The following is a 15,032-nucleotide window of genomic DNA, read 5'->3' on the forward strand; positions in this document are numbered from 1 at the left end:
AAATACCCATTTTCCCTTTTCATGTAGAGTAGGCACTGTTTTTGAGACAAGACATCCAATCTTCTGCAGGAGTCCGGTGCGACCTCAAACGGTTGCTCGCGCTGGATGCGCGGCTGGTGCCCGTCAGCCGGGTGGCGGGCGAGGTTCTGCCGCGCACGCGTCCGGCCGGGTTCGAGGGACTTGCGCGCATCATCTGCGGTCAGCAGCTCTCAGTGCAGAGCGCCGACGCGATCTGGGGGCGCCTGGTGGAGCGCCAGGGCACGCGCTCGGCGCAGGCGTTTCTGGCACTGGACGAAGGGGTCGCGATGGGAGCCGGCTTGTCGCGCACGAAATATGCCTATCTGAAGATTGCCGCGCAGGCCGTGGTTAGTGGCGAACTGAATCTGGGCGGTGCCGTGCGATTACCGGCACAAGACGCGATAGCAGCCCTCACGCGGCACAAAGGCATAGGGCCGTGGACGGCGGAAATCTACCTGATGTTCTGTGCGGGTCATCCCGACATCTTTCCCGTGGGCGATCTAGCGCTACGCAAGGCTGTCGCCGACGCTTTCGAGCGAGAAGATCTTCTTGATGTGCGCAATTTGGTGGCATTGGCTTCGCGCTGGGCACCATACCGGTCCACGGCCGCTTTGCTGTTTTGGCGCTTTTATGCAGCAACCCGTCGCCGCGAGGGCGTGTGAAGCACGGCTGTTCCTCTTGCTGATGAAGCGGCTTGCGTGTGTAACTGGCGTTGTCCGCCTATAACGGCGGCACCAGCCCGTTCACCCCGACTGTGACGTGGGCGGCGGTAATCGCCCCATCCGCACGTCGCGTGGCGTTGAACGATACGTGATCGCCGCGCTTCAGCGCACCGCGATCACTGGGTGTGAGCATCACGATGGGCACGTTTGCTGGAACCATGACTTTTTGCTCGCCACCCTTGTAGCGCAGGGTCAGGGTTCGGTCGTGGACGCCACTGACGATGGACTCGACGGTGGCGTTAGTCATGGTGTTGCCTTGCGTCATGGGGCGATGGCCTTCACCCGTGCCGCGCATGCTGTCGGCGAAGATATGCACTTCGATGGCAACCAGGGCGCCGTCCGGTCCTCCGGGGTGAGCCGCCGTGCCGACGAACTTGCCTGGCTTGATGTCTGCCAAGGTGGCGGCCGTCATTGCTGTTACGGTGGTGTCTTTGGCCAGTTGGATCTTGAGCACATCGCCGGTCTGGGCTTTGACGGTGAGTACGGAGTGGTCGAGCTGTTCGATGGTGCCGTGCACCCGCGCTTCTTGTGCAAAGCTGGGAACGGCGGCCACGCTCAGGACCAGTGCGGCAACGACATGGACGGATTTCATCATTCGGGCCTCTGCGACAATTGGCGGCAGTTCTTCAAATACTACGCCTGCGTCCCGGTACTTTGGAAGCCGCCACGGCGGTTGTGGGAGGGCGGTGTGGAACTGCAGTCGTGACGAATTGACCCTGGCTCATTCGTGACTGTCGGGCGAGCTCGATCAGGGCCTGCGAAATAGGCGACTGAGCAGTGCTCGGTCCGCTGATGCACACCACCCAGCGGCGCAGGTCAGGCAGCAGGATGGGTTGCCTGCGCAGCTGCATGCTCAGAAGCTCCGCGTCGGGGATCAGGTCAGGCAGGACGCAGACCCCCAGTTTGCAGGAAACGAGGCGCAGCATGGTGTCGACGGTTTCCACCTCGGCAATGACGTTCCGGTCCAGCTTTGCTCGGTGCAGCATCTGGCGCAGCGCGTAGTACTTCGGAAAGGTGATCAATGGCTCGCCCCAGGCGCGCGAAGCGTCGGTGGGCAGTTCCACTTGCGTGTCTTGGTGGTGGACCAGGCACATGTGCTCCTCGAACAAGTGGTCGATGGTCAGCCCGTCCACGGTGACGGCCACGTCGTACACGAACCCCAGGTCTGCCTTGCCAGAGCTGACCAAGTCCACGACGTCGGGTGATCCACGGCCAAGCAGGTAGGTGTTGACTCCGGGGTATTCGGCGTGAAACCGCGCCAGCAACCGCGGCAGGAAGTAGTGGCTCAGGGTGTGGACCATCGCGATCCGGATGGAGCCTTGCATGGCGCCCGTTTCCAGGCGCAGCAGCTCGAGCGTGCGGTCTATGGTGGCGAACGCCGGTCGGATGGCCCGGTCCAGTCGGGTGCCTATGTCGTTGAGTTCCACGCCCCGGCCAGTGCGCATGAAAAGAGGTCGGCCGAGTTCGTCTTCCAGGTGCCGGAGTTGGCGGCTGAGGCCCGATTGAGAGATCCCCAGGGTCTCCGCCGCTTTTGAAAGCGATCCGGTTTCGGCGATGACCAGGAAGTAGCGTAACCGCTCGTCGATCATCGTCGTCTCCATTCGTTCTTCGGGATGAATGTGCTTTGCGCAGCCGCCCCACCGCACGCGTCTGTCGTCGGCGCATATCAAGTATGACTACAGGTTCATGGTTAATGTACTTCCAGTTCTCAATAATTTGGGTATCCGGTGACCGGATGTTTCGTAGGGCTCGCTGAATCAGCTTTGCGACTGATTGCGCACCCCATAAAAACTAGACCTATTCAGGAGGAAACAATGGAAACGAGCACCCCTGACAGTGCTGAAGGTAATCGAAAGGGCAAGCGGCAGGAGCATGTGACGGCCGCGCTGGCCAGCATGGCCGGCACGACGATCGAGTGGTATGACTTTTTCCTGTATGGCAGTGCGGCGGCACTGATTTTCAACAAGATATTTTTTCCGTCGTTCGACCCGCTGACCGGCACTTTGGCAGCGTTTGCGACCTACACCGTGGGTTTTCTGGCACGGCCTCTGGGCGGTATTGTGTTCGGTCACTTTGGTGACCGCGTGGGCCGCAAGTCCACTTTTCTGTTCACGCTGCTTTTGATGGGAGTCCCCACGATCCTGATCGGATTCGTCCCATCCTATGACTCCATCGGCTATTGGGCCGCCATCTTGCTGACGCTTTTGCGGGTTTTGCAGGGTCTGGCCATTGGGGGGGATTGGGGGGGCGCCGTCCTGATTGCGGTCGAGCACGCACCGAAAGGAAAGAAGGGCTTCTTCGGGAGTTTGCCGCAGACTGGTGTGGCGATTGGCTTGTTGCTGTCCGCGTTCGCATTGGCGCTGATTTCCAGGCTTCCCGAGGACGAAATGCTCAGCTGGGGCTGGCGTCTGCCGTTCATCGCGAGCACGGTGCTGCTCATCATCGGCTGGTATGTGCGGATTCGGGTCAGTGAGTCCCCGGCATTCAAGAAGATGAAGGCCGCAGGAGAAATTTCTCACTCGCCCGTCAAGGAAACCCTGCAAAAGCACATGGGCGCCACGCTCAAGGTGATGGGTGCCCGCTTTGGCGAGGTGACCTGGTTCTACACCGTGGCCACGTTCTCATTGGCCTACGCAACCCAGACCTTGGGGCTTTCGAAGGAACTGATTTTGCACGCGGTGATGTGGGGGGCGGCGGTATCCATCGTGACGATTCCGTTCTGCGGGCATATCGGCGATCGGATCGGTCAGCGCTGGGCCTTTGGTATCGGCGCCTTGGGCGTGGTTCTTTTCAGCGGCTATTTCTTCAGGATGCTGCGCACTGGGGATTCGCTCGTGATCACCCTGGCCATGATCGTGGCAATCGCGGTGGTGTATGCCTTGCTGTATGGCTCCGAGGGGGAGTTGTTCCCCAGCCAGTTCCCGCCCGAGGTCCGGTATACGGGGATTTCCATTGGTGTTCAAGTGTCCGGAGCCATTGGCGGTGGCCTGGCCCCGTTGATCGCGACAGGGCTGCTGAAGGTGGGCGATGGTGACCCCAAGTACGTGACGCTTTATCTGGTGGTACTGGGTGTGATCACGTTGGTCAGCAGCTGGCTGATGAAGAAGAGTGATCAGTCTCACCGTTGAGTTTTGTGCGTGGCTGGGGTGCCCATGCAACCCGGCCTGTGTGTTGTGACCATGATGTTTCAGTAGAAAAGGAGTCTGTAACATGACCAAGCCAGCAGCCAAACTTATCAATTACAAGGAGTTCCTCCAGAAGAGCGAGGAACCTGCGGTGCGTGCCAACATCTGGAAGTGGCGTGACATCGATCAGAAGCTGAAGGAGGTGTCGGCCAAGGATCCCCTGAGCGACGGCCGCTGGGCGGTGTCGCTGGTGCACGAAGACACGGGCAAGGCATTTGGTGTGAGTCCGAGCCTGAACATGCTGGTGCAGGTGTTTGAGCCAGGCAAGCATGCCAAGCGGCATCGGCATTCGAATTTTGCGATCTTCATTGTTCGGCAGGGCACGGGCTATTCCATCATCGATGGCGAAAAGATTGAATGGGAAGCCGGTGACGTGTTTTTTGCGCCGCCATGGGCGCAGCATGAGCATTGCAATACGTCGACGACCGAGCAGGCCGTGCTGTACACGGTGCAGGATGTGCCCACCGTCACCAGCAACGGAGTCTGGTTCTTCCAGGGTTCCGAGGGTACGGGGTTCCAGCATCGGGTGGCCGAAAGAAAGGAATAGGCGGGCTGCAGTGTTTCACGGGCGTCGCAAGATCTATGCGGGTTTTCCTCCATTAAGTCCTGCCTAACGGGCCGTTCGCAAAAAGCAAATTGTGCACTTGGTGTGCATGATTGAAACTCGTTGGCAATTGCCGTGATGCCGGGCGCGCTTTGGCGCGTGCCGGGGTCCGGTTATCCAAGGAGACGAACGTGAAACTCAAACATCTGTTGTCGGCGGGTCTGTCTGCGCTGGCGCTGGCCTCGGCGCCGGCCTTGGCCGCCAACGTGACGATCGGCGCACTGTTCCCACTAACTGGCCCCAATGCGGCCTATGGGCAGATCTTCGGTACCGGCGCCAATCTGGCGGCTGAGCACATCAACGCCGACAAGATGATTCAGGGCACGCTGAAGATCCAGTACGAAGACAGCCAGGCCTTGCCGCAGCAAGGCGTCATCGGCATGAACAAGCTGGTCAACGTCGACAAGGTGCCGTATGTCATGTCGGCCTTCACGGGGGTATCCAAGGCCATCTCTACCATTGCCACGCGTACCAAAACGGTGGCCATCAATGGGGGTGGGGTGGGACCGGATCTGGCCGACTTGGGGCCTTATTTCTGGAACATCATCCCCTTGGCCAACGACGAAGTCCGGGCGGTGTTGCCCTATCTGGTCAAAGAACGGCACCTCAAGCGCTTCGTCCTCATCTACGTCGATGATCCCCTGGGAGCCGGCGTCAAGAAAGAATTGGACGCCACGCTACCCAAAGTCGGTGGCGAACTCGTGAACTCGTTCTCCGTTCCGGCGTCTTCGCAGTCGTTTGGCGGCGTGGCAGCACAGGTTCGTGCGGCACGCCCCGATGTCATCTACGTAGCGTCATACGGGGCCCAGCAATCGCAGATCGTCAAGCAGCTGCGCGACAACGGTGTCAGCCAGCAGATCGTCAGTTACTCTGCTTTCTCGATCCCCGAAATCAACGCACTGCCTGAAGCCAAGGGCGCGCTCTACACCACACAGAACATCGACTGGGCGTCCACGGACCCCATCACCAAGCGTTTCGTGGATGACTACAAGGCCAAAAACGGCAAGATGCCCACAGCCTACGTCGCCAACTACTACAACTCGGTGCTGCTGTTTGGTCTGCTCGCGCACGAGCTCCAGGCCCAGGGCAAGCCCATCACCGGCGAAAACCTTCTGGCGCAGCGCCTGGCAACGGGTACCTTCAAGTTGGTCGGGGGTAACGTGCACTTCAACAAGGACGGCACCGTGGTGAGCCCGATGCAGATCAACGAGATCACCGGCGGACCCAGCAAGGTGGTGCAGGTCATCAAAGAATCGGCCGCGCACTGAGATGCTGTTTCTGCAACTTCTGGTCAACGGCATTCAGGTCGGTGCGCTGTACGCCCTGATTGCCGTGGGCTTTTCGCTGATCTTCGGGTCGACGCGGATCTTTCACTTTGCACACGGGGCGACCTTCACCATAGGCGCCTACATCTTTTACTACCTGTATTCGGTGGCGGCTGTGCAGCCGATCGTGTCTATGGTGGTCGCTTCGGCGGCGACCATGGTCTTCGGGGTGTTCATGGATCGCTGTGTCTATGCCCCCATCCAGCGCCACGAAGGCTCTTTCTTCACCATATTCGTGGCGTCACTGGGTATCGGCATCATCGTCGAGAACCTGATCGGCGTGGTCTTCGGGCGCAGCTTTGTGTCGGTGTCCACGCCCTTGTCCATGAGCGTTCAGGTGGCTCCTGGCCTGTACGTGGCGCCGCTGGCAGGGATCGCGGTGGTCTGCGCTCTGGTGTTCTTTCTGGCGCTGCACTTTTTCTTCACGAAAACGCACCTGGGCATGGGGCTGCGTGCACTATCCGAAAGCCCGGAACTCATCCGGGTGTATGGCATGAGTCCGCGCATGCTCTCCACGATCGCGTTTGTGATTGGTTCGGTTCTGGTGATGCCGGCCGCCATCCTGACGGCCGCCAGCTCAGGGATGAATCCTTCCATCACGCACCACGTCATGCTGATCAGCCTGGCGGCCACCATCGTGGGCGGGGTGGGCAGCCTCCGGGGTGCGGCTTTTGCCGGGCTGTTGCTGGGCATTGTCGAGAACCTGTCGCTCATGTTCCTTGGGTCTCAATGGAGCGAGGCCGTCACCTTCGTCGTGCTTTTCCTGTTCATCATCTTCAGACCCACGGGCTTCTTTGGCCGTGCGATGGCATCTTGAGGCACCGAACATCATGCTCGCGTACATACTCAACCTCGTCACGCTGATTTCCATCAACGCCATTCTGGCGATCACTCTGAACTTCATCATGGGGTATGCCGGAATTTATTCCATGGCACATGCCGTGTTCTTTGGGGTGGGCGCCTATGTGGCCGCGTACTTCGCTCTGCATTTCAGCGGCCTGTTCTTCCTGGCCGTGCCTGTGGCGATGCTGGTGACGGCAGCCCTGTCGTTGATATTGGCCTTGCCCGCGTTGCGGGTCCGTGGCGAATACTTCGTTGCGGCATCGTTGGGGCTGCAAGTGCTGGGCGTCACGGTCTTTGCCGAATGGAAGTCGTTCACCGGGGGGCTGGGGGGCATCATCGGCATCCCGCCAGCCGACCTGTTCGGCCACGTACTCTCCGATCCAGAGGAATACGCGCTGCTTGCGGTGAGCTGTTTCGTCGTGGTGCTGCTCATCATTGCGCAACTGTCGCGTTCCAGTTTCGGACGCAGCCTGAAGGCCATTCGTGACAGCGAATCAGCTGCCTCGGCTTGCGGCAAGAACGTGGCGTTCATCAAGACGTTGTCGGTCGTCGTGTCGTCCGCGCTGGCAGCCATCGCGGGTGCCGTGTATGCCTTCTATCTGGGTTTCATCAACGTTGAAAGCTTCACTCTCAATACCTCGGTTCTGTTGATGGCGATGGTCATCATTGGCGGCACCGGAACGCTGCTTGGCCCGGTGGTAGGAACCCTGTTGTTGATGCTGTTGCCCAGCGCCTTCAGCTACATGTCATTCCTGCCGTCCACCGAGATCGGGGCGGTGCAGCAGATTGCTTACGGGGCCGCCATGGTGCTGCTGATGATCTTCCGGCCTAGCGGCCTGGTGGGCGCACATCGAAACAAGGCTGCGCGATGAGCCCGACGAACGACAACGTGCTGCTCAGTGTGCGCAATCTGCGCAAGAATTTTGGTGGTCTGAAGGTCACGCAAGACGTGACCCTGGACATGCGCGCCGGTATCGTCACGACCCTGGTGGGCCCCAACGGCGCGGGCAAGACCACGCTCTTCAATCTGATCACGGGGCACTTGCATCCCAGCAGTGGCGACATCCTGTGGATGGGGGAATCCATCGTCGGGATGCCCCACTGGAAGATCGCGCGCAAGGGCATCAGCCGCACCTTTCAGGATTTGCGCCTGTTTGACCAGATGACGGTCGAAGAAAACGTCCTGACGGTGATGGAACCGGGCTCGTGGCTGTGGCAACCGGGTGGCAAGGCCAAAATGGCGCAACGGCGTGAGCGTGTGCACGAGATCCTTGTGCGCACACGCCTGGTCGACAAGGCGGACGTGCGCGCCATCGACCTGGCCTATGCCGAGCGCAAGTTTCTGAGCCTCGCGCGCATCATGGCGACCGACAGCCAGATGTGGCTGCTCGACGAACCGGCCTCCGGGCTGGACCGGCGATCTTACGATCATTTTCTGGGCCTTCTGCGTGACGAGGTCGAAAAAGGCGTGACGGTCTGCATCATCGAACACAATCTGGACATCGTGGTCGGGATTTCTGATCGCATTGCTTTCCTGGATCAGGGGCGTTTGTTGGCGGATGGCGATCCGCAGTCCGTGCTCAAGGATCCGCATCTGGCCGCCATCTACTTTGGGGAGCAATCCGCATGAGTGCTCCCGTGCTGCGAGCCGAAGGCTTGGTCGTGGGGTATGGGGGGCGTCCCGTCCTGGATGGTTTCAGCTTTGAATTGCGCCCCAACGAGGTGCTGTGTCTGATCGGGCACAACGGTGCCGGCAAGTCCACCCTGCTTAAAACACTGTTTGGGCTGATTCCCTATCAGGGCGGCAAGGTTTTCCGGGACGAGGCTGCACTGGGGGTCATCGACCCCCGTGCGCAGAGTGCCAGCGGCATTTCGCTGGTGCCTGAAGGACGTGGCGTATTCAAGGGCCTGACTGTCGCCGAGACCTTTCAGCTGAGCATGTGGTCGGCCAACATTCCCAAGGCAGACCGGGCCGATCGTCTCGACTGGGTCATGTCCATTCTGCCCGCGTTGAAGAACTTTTATCAGCAGCGGGCCGGTACTTTGTCGGGTGGCCAGCAGCAGATCGTCTCGATCGGGCGTGCCTTGCTCATCAAGCCACGCTGCATGCTGCTCGATGAGCCGTCCATCGGCCTGGCACCCAAACTATTTCAGGATTTGCTGTATCCCTTGCGCGATCTGCAGAAGGACACCGGGATGTCCATCCTTTTGGTGGAGCAGAACGTCAAAGAGGCCTTGAAGATTGCCGACCGTGTCATCGTCCTCAAGTCGGGCGTACTGGTCAAAGAGGCGTTGCCAGAAGAGCTCAGCGACAACGCAAAACTGATGGAACTGTATTGAGATGCAAGAGTTTTCTACCTGGAGTGAACTGCTTTCTGACCACCTTCGTGCAAGGCCTCATGACGTGGCCTTCATCGAAGACGACCACGAGGTCACGTACGCCGAGTTCAGCCGGATGTGTGATGGCGCATCCGCCTGGTTGAGCGCTCAGGGCGTGCGGCAGGGCGACATGGTGGCGGTGTGGATGGTGAACCGTCTGGACTGGCTGGTGCTGTACTTTGCACTGACCCGTCTGGGGGCCTCCCTCATGACGATCAATACGCGTTACCGCGCGCACGAAGTGGCCTACATCCTGGAACAATCGCACGCGTCGATGCTGGTGCTGGAACTCAATTTCCGCAAGATCGATTTTCCGGCCATCCTTGCCGACATAGATCCTGCATCAGTGCCCGATCTTCGGCAGGTGGTGGTCGTGCGAGCGGCCGCCAGCGAGCTTCCGGCCACGGTGTTGGGGCGCCCCACGGTGCCTTTCAACCTGGACGCATTGCCTGACGGTGCGGCTCCGGCGCACGAGACGGCCGACGGGCTCAACATTCTGTTCACCACCTCGGGCACCACCAGCGGCCCGAAACTCGTCATGCATTCGCAGCGCAACGTCGTGGTGCACAGCCAGCGGGTGGCCAAGGCCTACGGCCTGACGGACCCGCAGGTACGTTTGCTCGCAGCCCTGCCGTTTGGCGGGGTGTTCGGCTTCAATTCGGCGCTGGGTGCTTTTGCAGCGGGGCGCCCAGTGATTCTCATGGACACCTTCGATGGGCCGCGTGCGGCACAGCTGATCCGGCACCACGCAATCACCCACGTTTTTGGCAGTGACGAAATGTTCCGCCGCACGCTGGAGCAGGATGCGCAAGATACGCCGTTTCCCTCGGTTCGGGTGTTCGGATTTGCGGCGTTTCATCCTGGCATGAATGAATTCGGCCGCCAGGCCTGGAAGCGTCACGTGCCGCTCATGGGGGTTTATGGTTCCAGCGAGGTCCAGGCCCTTTTTTCGTTGCAACCGCGCGGTCTGCCGACTGACGAGATGCTGCTGGGGGGTGGGATGCCTGCCAACGCGGCCGCTCAAATCCGTATCCGCGATCTCGAAACAGGCCAGCTCGTGCCGGTGGGCGAGAGCGGTGTCATCGAGATCAAGGCCGACACCAACTTCATGGGGTATTTCAACCGGCCGGACGCCACGGCGGCCGTCATGGATGCCGAAGGCTATTTCTCAACAGGCGACATAGGCTATCTGCGCCCCGACGGGAGCTTCGTGTACGTCACGCGCAGAGGGGATGCCATGCGCCTGGCCGGTTATCTGGTCAGTCCGGTCGAGATCGAAGACGTGCTCAAGGAACAACCCGGCATTGTCGACGCGCAGGTGGTCAGCGTCGACCTTGGCGGCAAGCGCCGGTGTGTCGCCTTCGTCACGCTGCGTGACCCTGGGGTTCCGCCCGACGAAGAGGCGATCAGAACGGCGGTGGGGGCCACGTTGGCGGCGTTCAAGGTGCCGGCCAAGATCTGGCCCATCGATGCTTTTCCGACCACGCAAAGTGCCAATGGCGTCAAGATCCAGCGCGGAAAACTGCGCGATCTCGCCATGAAAAAACTGGGGTTGTCCGCATGAAGACACACTATTTCGAAGACTTTTCCGTCGGCCAGACTTTCGAAAGCGGTGGTCGCACGCTGACTGAGGCTGATCTGACGTTCTTTTCCATGCTTTCGGGCGATTGGAACCCTATCCATGCCGATGCGGAATACGCCGCAAGCACACGGTTCGGCAAACGTCTGGTGCATGGCGTGCTGGGCATGGCCGTCTGCACGGGCATGTTGCACGAGATGGGCATTTTTCATGGTTCAGCCATCGCCATGTTCGGCTTCGAAGACTGGAAGTTCACAGCACCGCTGTTTGTCGGTGACACCGTTCATCTGCGGCTCACCATTACCGAACTGTCTTTAGGCAAGAGTGGTCGCAGCGGCAAGCTGGGCCGCCGGTTCGAGCTGATCAATCAAAAGGGCGAGGTCGTGCAAGACGGCCTGAGCGGTTTGCTGGTACAGACACGGGCGGGTGCACAAGCCGCTCAATAAATTGGAGAATTGCCATGCCACGCTGGACGCAGCGACCCCACGGGGCCAACTGGGGGGATTTCGGACCTGACGATGAACTGGGCCGGCTGAACTGGTTGGGCCAGGAGCAGGTTCTGAAAGGGGTGCGAGAAGTTCGCGAAGGCAAGACCTTTTGTCTGTCCTTGCCGCTGGAGCTGCCCGGTGGCAGCGTACTCAACGTGCGTCGCAAGGCTCCCAGGCTTTTTGCCACGGAACGCGACGGCGCGGCCTACATGAATTTTTCAATGGACAGGCTCGAGCCCGACGCGGTCGACGTCCTGAGCGATGACGAGGTCATCCTGTCGCTGCAGTATTCCACGCAATGGGATTCGTTCGCCCACGTGGGGGCCCAGTTCGACGTCGATGGCAGTGGTACGGCGCAAAAGGTGTATTACAACGGGTTTCGCGCCGGGGCGGACATCCCCGAGGCTCTGCCGGGTACCGTCGATCATCATTGCCACGGCGGCCTGCTGGGGGCTCGCAAGCTGGGCATTCAGAACTATGCCGTCAAGGGCATGCAGGGTCGTGGTGTGCTGCTTGATTTCGTGCGCCATTTTGGCACTGGCCGAACCTTGATCGGGCTCGAAGAACTCCAGTCCGTACTGGCGGTCGATCAGATCCAGATCGAGCGGGGCGACATGCTGGTGTTGCGCACGGGCTTTGCCGAAAAAATCGTCGAGATGGCGGGGCATCCGGACGCAGAGGTGCTGGATCAGACGGGCGCCGTGCTGGATGGCTCAGACGAAGGACTGCTGTCCTGGATCAGCACGAGCGGCATCACGGTCCTGTGTGCCGATAATTACGCAGTCGAGGCCTACCCCGCCCGTACGTCCGGGCCGCATCATTCACTGCTGCCGCTCCATCACCATTGCCTGTTCAAGCTCGGTTTGCCGCTGGCCGAACTCTGGTATCTGCGCGAACTTGCCGACTGGTTGGCCGAGCACGGGCGGCATCACTTTCTGCTGACCGCCCCGCCGCTGCGGCTGACCGGTGCCGTCGGTTCTCCGGTGACGCCCATCGCCACCGTTTGAACCGTTTCTGTGCGATTGACCCGGCACGCGACAAGCCCCGCGGTCTTCCGGTCTATCCGTGCTTGACCAGCTTGCAGGTGGATTCTGATTCACCACCGTAGACGGATTCGGCGGGCAGTCGCTTGAGGATGCTGTAGTAATCCCAGGGGATGCTGGATTCGCCCGGCTTCTTGACCTGTGCGAGGAACATGTCGTGCATCATGAGGCCATCGGCACGCACATAACCGTTCTTCACAAACATATCGTTGATCTTGTGCGATTTCATGTATTTCATGATGCTGTCGCCATTGTCGGTGCCAGTGGCCTTGACGGCGTTCAGGTACGCCATGGTGGCGGAGTAGTCACCAGCCTGAAGGAATGAAGGCGCACGGTGGTATTTATCAAAGAAGGGCTTGGCCCAGGCGCGTGAGGCAGCGTCCTGATTCCAGTACCAGGCGATCGTCAGGTACATGCCTGCGGTGTTGTTCAGGCCCAGCGTGTGGATGCTGTTGATGAGCGCGAGCAGTGCGGCGATCTTCATGGTCTTGGAGATGCCGAATTCCTTGGCGGCCTTGACCGAATTGATGAAGTCGCCTCCCGCGTTGGCCAGCCCCAGAATCTGCGCGCCCGAAGACTGGGCCTGCAACATGAAGGACGAGAAGTCCGAGGTAGCTAACGGCGCCCGGACATTACCCAGCACCTTGCCGCCCGATTTTTCCACGACCTTGGCCGCGTCTTCTTCCAATGACTTGCCAAAGGCGTAGTCGGCCGTCAGAAAGAACCAGGTCTTGCCGCCCTGGGCCACGACGGCCGAGCCGGTCCCGCGAGCCAGCGCGACGGTGTTGTAGGCGTACTGAATGGTATAGGGTGTGCATTGCTCGTTGGTGAGCGCCGAAGTGCCCGATCCCACGACGAAGAAAGGCTTCTTGTGTTCGGCCGCGATCCCGGCCATGGCCAATGCCGTGGCGGAGTTCGTGCCACCGATGAGCATGTCCAGGTGGTCCTGGTCGAACCATTCGCGTGCCTTCGAGGCGGCAATGTCGGCTTTGTTCTGGTGGTCGGCAACGAGCAGCTCGATCTTTTTGCCATCGACCTGGCCGCCAAAGTTCTTGATGGCCTGGCGGATCATGTCGGCGCCCGCATTGCCGTCGTCGTCGGCGTACAGGCCAGACAGGTCACCAATGAAGCCAATGCGGACCACGTTGTTCGAGATGCCTTCGGCGGCCAGTGCAGACGTGCTGGCGCTTAGCCCGAGGCCTGCTGCGAGGAGTGCGGCGGCCAGTGTACGAAGTTTCATGAAGAGTCTCCTGAAATGGCCCGCTCTTGTCGTGGCGGGCTGGTGTTGGCCTGTCGGCGCGGCGTCGGCGGGCAAAAGGCGTGTGTCAGGGACGGTGCAGGGGGACGGCGGTGGCGGCCTGCAGGGCCTCGAACGGGATGTCGGCCAGAATTTCGCGGACGCACACCCCCTGTGCAGTGATGTCCAGTACGGCGAGGTCCGTGTAGACGCGGTGAACGCAAGCGACCCCGGTCAGGGGGTAGGTGCATTCGGGCACGATTTTGCTGGCACCTTGCTTGGTGAGATGGTCCATCATGACGAAGACGTGCCTGGCGCCCAGCGCAAGATCCATGGCGCCGCCTACCGCGGGGATCGCGTCGGGGGCGCCCGTGCTCCAGTTGGCCAGATCGCCGTGCGCGGAGACTTGGAATGCGCCCAGGACGCAGATGTCCAGGTGGCCGCCTCGGATCATGCCGAAAGAGTCGGCCGAGTGAAAATAGGCGCCGCCCGGCAGCAAGGTGGTGGGTTTCTTGCCCGCGTTGATGAGTTCCGGATCTTCTTCACCGGGGGTCGGTGCGGGTCCCATTCCCAGAATTCCGTTCTCGCTTTGCAGAATGACCTCACGGTCGGCTGGCAGATAGTTCGAGACCAGCGTGGGGGCGCCGATGCCAAGGTTGACGAAGGCGCCGTCAGGGATGTCTTGCGCCATGCGTTGTGCGACTTGTTCGCGGGTCAAGTGGTTCATGCGAGTTCCGGGGAGGTGTGCAGTTCAACCATGCGCTGTACGAAGATGCTGGGGGTCACGATGGATTCGGGGTCCAGCGCACCCAGCGGAACCAGTTCCTGGATCTGAGCGATCGTGCAAGCCGCAGCCGATGCCATGACGGGCGTGAAGTTGCGAGCCGACTTTCGGTAGACGAGGTTGCCCCAGCGATCACCGCGCAGGGCCTTGATGAGCGCGTAATCGGCGCGCAGGGCTTTTTCGAAGACGTAGTGCTTGCCGTCGATTTCGCGGGTTTCCTTGCCCTGGGCCAGCTGTGTGCCGTAGGCGGTGGGCGTGAAGAACCCGCCAATACCGGCGCCTGCAGCACGCATGCGCTCGGCTAGCGTGCCTTGAGGTACCAGTTCAAGTTCGACCTTGCCGGCCCGGTACAGGGCGTCGAATACGTAAGAATCGGTTTGTCGGGGGAAGGAGCAGATCACCTTGCGGACGCGCCCGTGCTTGAGCAGCGCTGCCACTCCGGTCTCGCCGTTGCCGGCGTTGTTGCTCACCAGAGTCAAGTCACGGGCACCCTGTTCGAGCAGCGCGTCGATGAGTTCGACCGGCATGCCCGCAAGACCGAACCCGCCTATCATCACGGTAGACCCGTCCTGAATGCCAGAGACGGCATCTGCGAGTGTTGTGCGGATCTTGTTGATCATTGTGGAGCGCTCTTCAGCAACAGAATGAAAAACGGACCTCAGAAGGTCCGTGTTGTGGTTTTAGTCAGAGGGCCTTGACCAGTTCGGGGACGGCCTCGAAGAGATCGGCCACCAGACCGTAGTCGGCCACCCCAAAGATGGGGGCTTCGGCATCCTTGTTGATCGCCACGATGACCTTGGAGTCTTTCATGCCCGCCAGGTGCTG

16 protein-coding genes and 1 pseudogene are annotated in these 15,032 nt (G+C 60.5%); 11 read left to right on the forward strand and 6 right to left on the reverse strand.

From position 1 onward, the window contains the following. The first annotated feature begins 41 nt into the window (after window positions 1-41). The gene (locus tag VF285_RS01305) at window positions 42-680 is read left to right on the forward strand and encodes a DNA-3-methyladenine glycosylase 2 family protein (RefSeq protein WP_346950804.1); all 639 of its coding nucleotides are present in this window, start codon (window positions 42-44) and stop codon (window positions 678-680) included. A 58-nt stretch (window positions 681-738) separates the two neighbouring features. Here the strand turns inward: VF285_RS01305 and VF285_RS01310 are convergent, their stop codons facing one another. Both VF285_RS01310 and VF285_RS01315 read right to left on the reverse strand, forming a co-directional pair. Then, entirely contained in the window at window positions 739-1,335 is a 597-nt protein-coding gene (locus VF285_RS01310) for a hypothetical protein (protein WP_346950805.1), read from the reverse strand. Between the two features lie 31 nt (window positions 1,336-1,366). Next, on the reverse strand, window positions 1,367-2,341 hold the full coding sequence (locus tag VF285_RS01315) for a LysR family transcriptional regulator (protein WP_346950806.1): 975 nt from the start codon (window positions 2,339-2,341) through the stop codon (window positions 1,367-1,369). Window positions 2,342-2,524: 183 nt separating this feature from the next. On the opposite strand from VF285_RS01315, the gene VF285_RS01320 reads away from it, so the two are divergent. The 10 genes from VF285_RS01320 to VF285_RS01365 all read left to right on the forward strand — a co-directional run bounded on the left by VF285_RS01320 (window position 2,525) and on the right by VF285_RS01365 (window position 12,150). Next, window positions 2,525-3,868 (forward strand): MFS transporter, encoded by a 1,344-nt coding sequence (locus VF285_RS01320; RefSeq protein WP_414648039.1) that lies wholly within the window; start codon window positions 2,525-2,527, stop codon window positions 3,866-3,868. Window positions 3,869-3,950: 82 nt separating this feature from the next. Continuing rightward, window positions 3,951-4,472 carry a cupin domain-containing protein gene (locus VF285_RS01325; protein ID WP_346950808.1) on the forward strand — a complete coding sequence of 174 codons (522 nt, stop codon included), beginning with the start codon at window positions 3,951-3,953 and terminating at the stop codon, window positions 4,470-4,472. A 188-nt stretch (window positions 4,473-4,660) separates the two neighbouring features. Continuing rightward, window positions 4,661-5,797 (forward strand): ABC transporter substrate-binding protein, encoded by a 1,137-nt coding sequence (locus tag VF285_RS01330; protein WP_346950809.1) that lies wholly within the window; start codon window positions 4,661-4,663, stop codon window positions 5,795-5,797. 1 nt (window position 5,798) lies between these two features. After that, window positions 5,799-6,671, forward strand: coding sequence for a branched-chain amino acid ABC transporter permease (locus VF285_RS01335; RefSeq protein ID WP_346950810.1), 873 nt, complete (start codon window positions 5,799-5,801; stop codon window positions 6,669-6,671). Between the two features lie 13 nt (window positions 6,672-6,684). Then, on the forward strand, window positions 6,685-7,569 hold the full coding sequence (locus VF285_RS01340; RefSeq protein WP_346950811.1) for a branched-chain amino acid ABC transporter permease: 885 nt from the start codon (window positions 6,685-6,687) through the stop codon (window positions 7,567-7,569). Continuing rightward, window positions 7,566-8,327 (forward strand): ABC transporter ATP-binding protein, encoded by a 762-nt coding sequence (locus VF285_RS01345; RefSeq protein WP_346950812.1) that lies wholly within the window; start codon window positions 7,566-7,568, stop codon window positions 8,325-8,327. Before VF285_RS01340 ends, VF285_RS01345 begins: the two co-directional genes overlap by 4 nt. Further along, the gene (locus tag VF285_RS01350; RefSeq protein WP_346950813.1) at window positions 8,324-9,037 is read left to right on the forward strand and encodes an ABC transporter ATP-binding protein; all 714 of its coding nucleotides are present in this window, start codon (window positions 8,324-8,326) and stop codon (window positions 9,035-9,037) included. The genes VF285_RS01345 and VF285_RS01350 overlap by 4 nt, the downstream gene beginning before the upstream one ends. A 1-nt stretch (window position 9,038) precedes the next feature. Beyond that, window positions 9,039-10,640 carry an AMP-binding protein gene (locus VF285_RS01355; RefSeq protein WP_346950814.1) on the forward strand — a complete coding sequence of 534 codons (1,602 nt, stop codon included), beginning with the start codon at window positions 9,039-9,041 and terminating at the stop codon, window positions 10,638-10,640. Further along, on the forward strand, window positions 10,637-11,101 hold the full coding sequence (locus tag VF285_RS01360; protein ID WP_346950815.1) for a MaoC/PaaZ C-terminal domain-containing protein: 465 nt from the start codon (window positions 10,637-10,639) through the stop codon (window positions 11,099-11,101). The genes VF285_RS01355 and VF285_RS01360 overlap by 4 nt, the downstream gene beginning before the upstream one ends. 14 nt (window positions 11,102-11,115) lie before the next feature. Continuing rightward, window positions 11,116-12,150 carry a cyclase family protein gene (locus tag VF285_RS01365; protein WP_346950816.1) on the forward strand — a complete coding sequence of 345 codons (1,035 nt, stop codon included), beginning with the start codon at window positions 11,116-11,118 and terminating at the stop codon, window positions 12,148-12,150. A 52-nt stretch (window positions 12,151-12,202) separates the two neighbouring features. Here the strand turns inward: VF285_RS01365 and VF285_RS01370 are convergent, their stop codons facing one another. From VF285_RS01370 to VF285_RS01385, 4 genes and pseudogenes are all read right to left on the reverse strand, one after another. Further along, window positions 12,203-13,426: an ABC transporter substrate-binding protein gene (locus tag VF285_RS01370; RefSeq protein ID WP_346950817.1), complete on the reverse strand. Its 1,224-nt coding sequence runs from the start codon at window positions 13,424-13,426 to the stop codon at window positions 12,203-12,205. Window positions 13,427-13,511: 85 nt separating this feature from the next. Beyond that, window positions 13,512-14,150, reverse strand: coding sequence for a 3-oxoacid CoA-transferase subunit B (locus VF285_RS01375; RefSeq protein ID WP_346950818.1), 639 nt, complete (start codon window positions 14,148-14,150; stop codon window positions 13,512-13,514). Further along, the gene (locus VF285_RS01380) at window positions 14,147-14,827 is read right to left on the reverse strand and encodes a 3-oxoacid CoA-transferase subunit A (RefSeq protein ID WP_346950819.1); all 681 of its coding nucleotides are present in this window, start codon (window positions 14,825-14,827) and stop codon (window positions 14,147-14,149) included. Before VF285_RS01380 ends, VF285_RS01375 begins: the two co-directional genes overlap by 4 nt. A gap of 64 nt (window positions 14,828-14,891) precedes the next feature. Further along, window positions 14,892-15,032, reverse strand: a pseudogene (locus VF285_RS01385) (electron transfer flavoprotein subunit alpha/FixB family protein); the annotation flags it as partial.

The sequence above is a fragment of the Castellaniella sp. genome (assembly GCF_036379515.1).
Classification (GTDB): Bacteria; Pseudomonadota; Gammaproteobacteria; order Burkholderiales; family Burkholderiaceae_B; genus Castellaniella.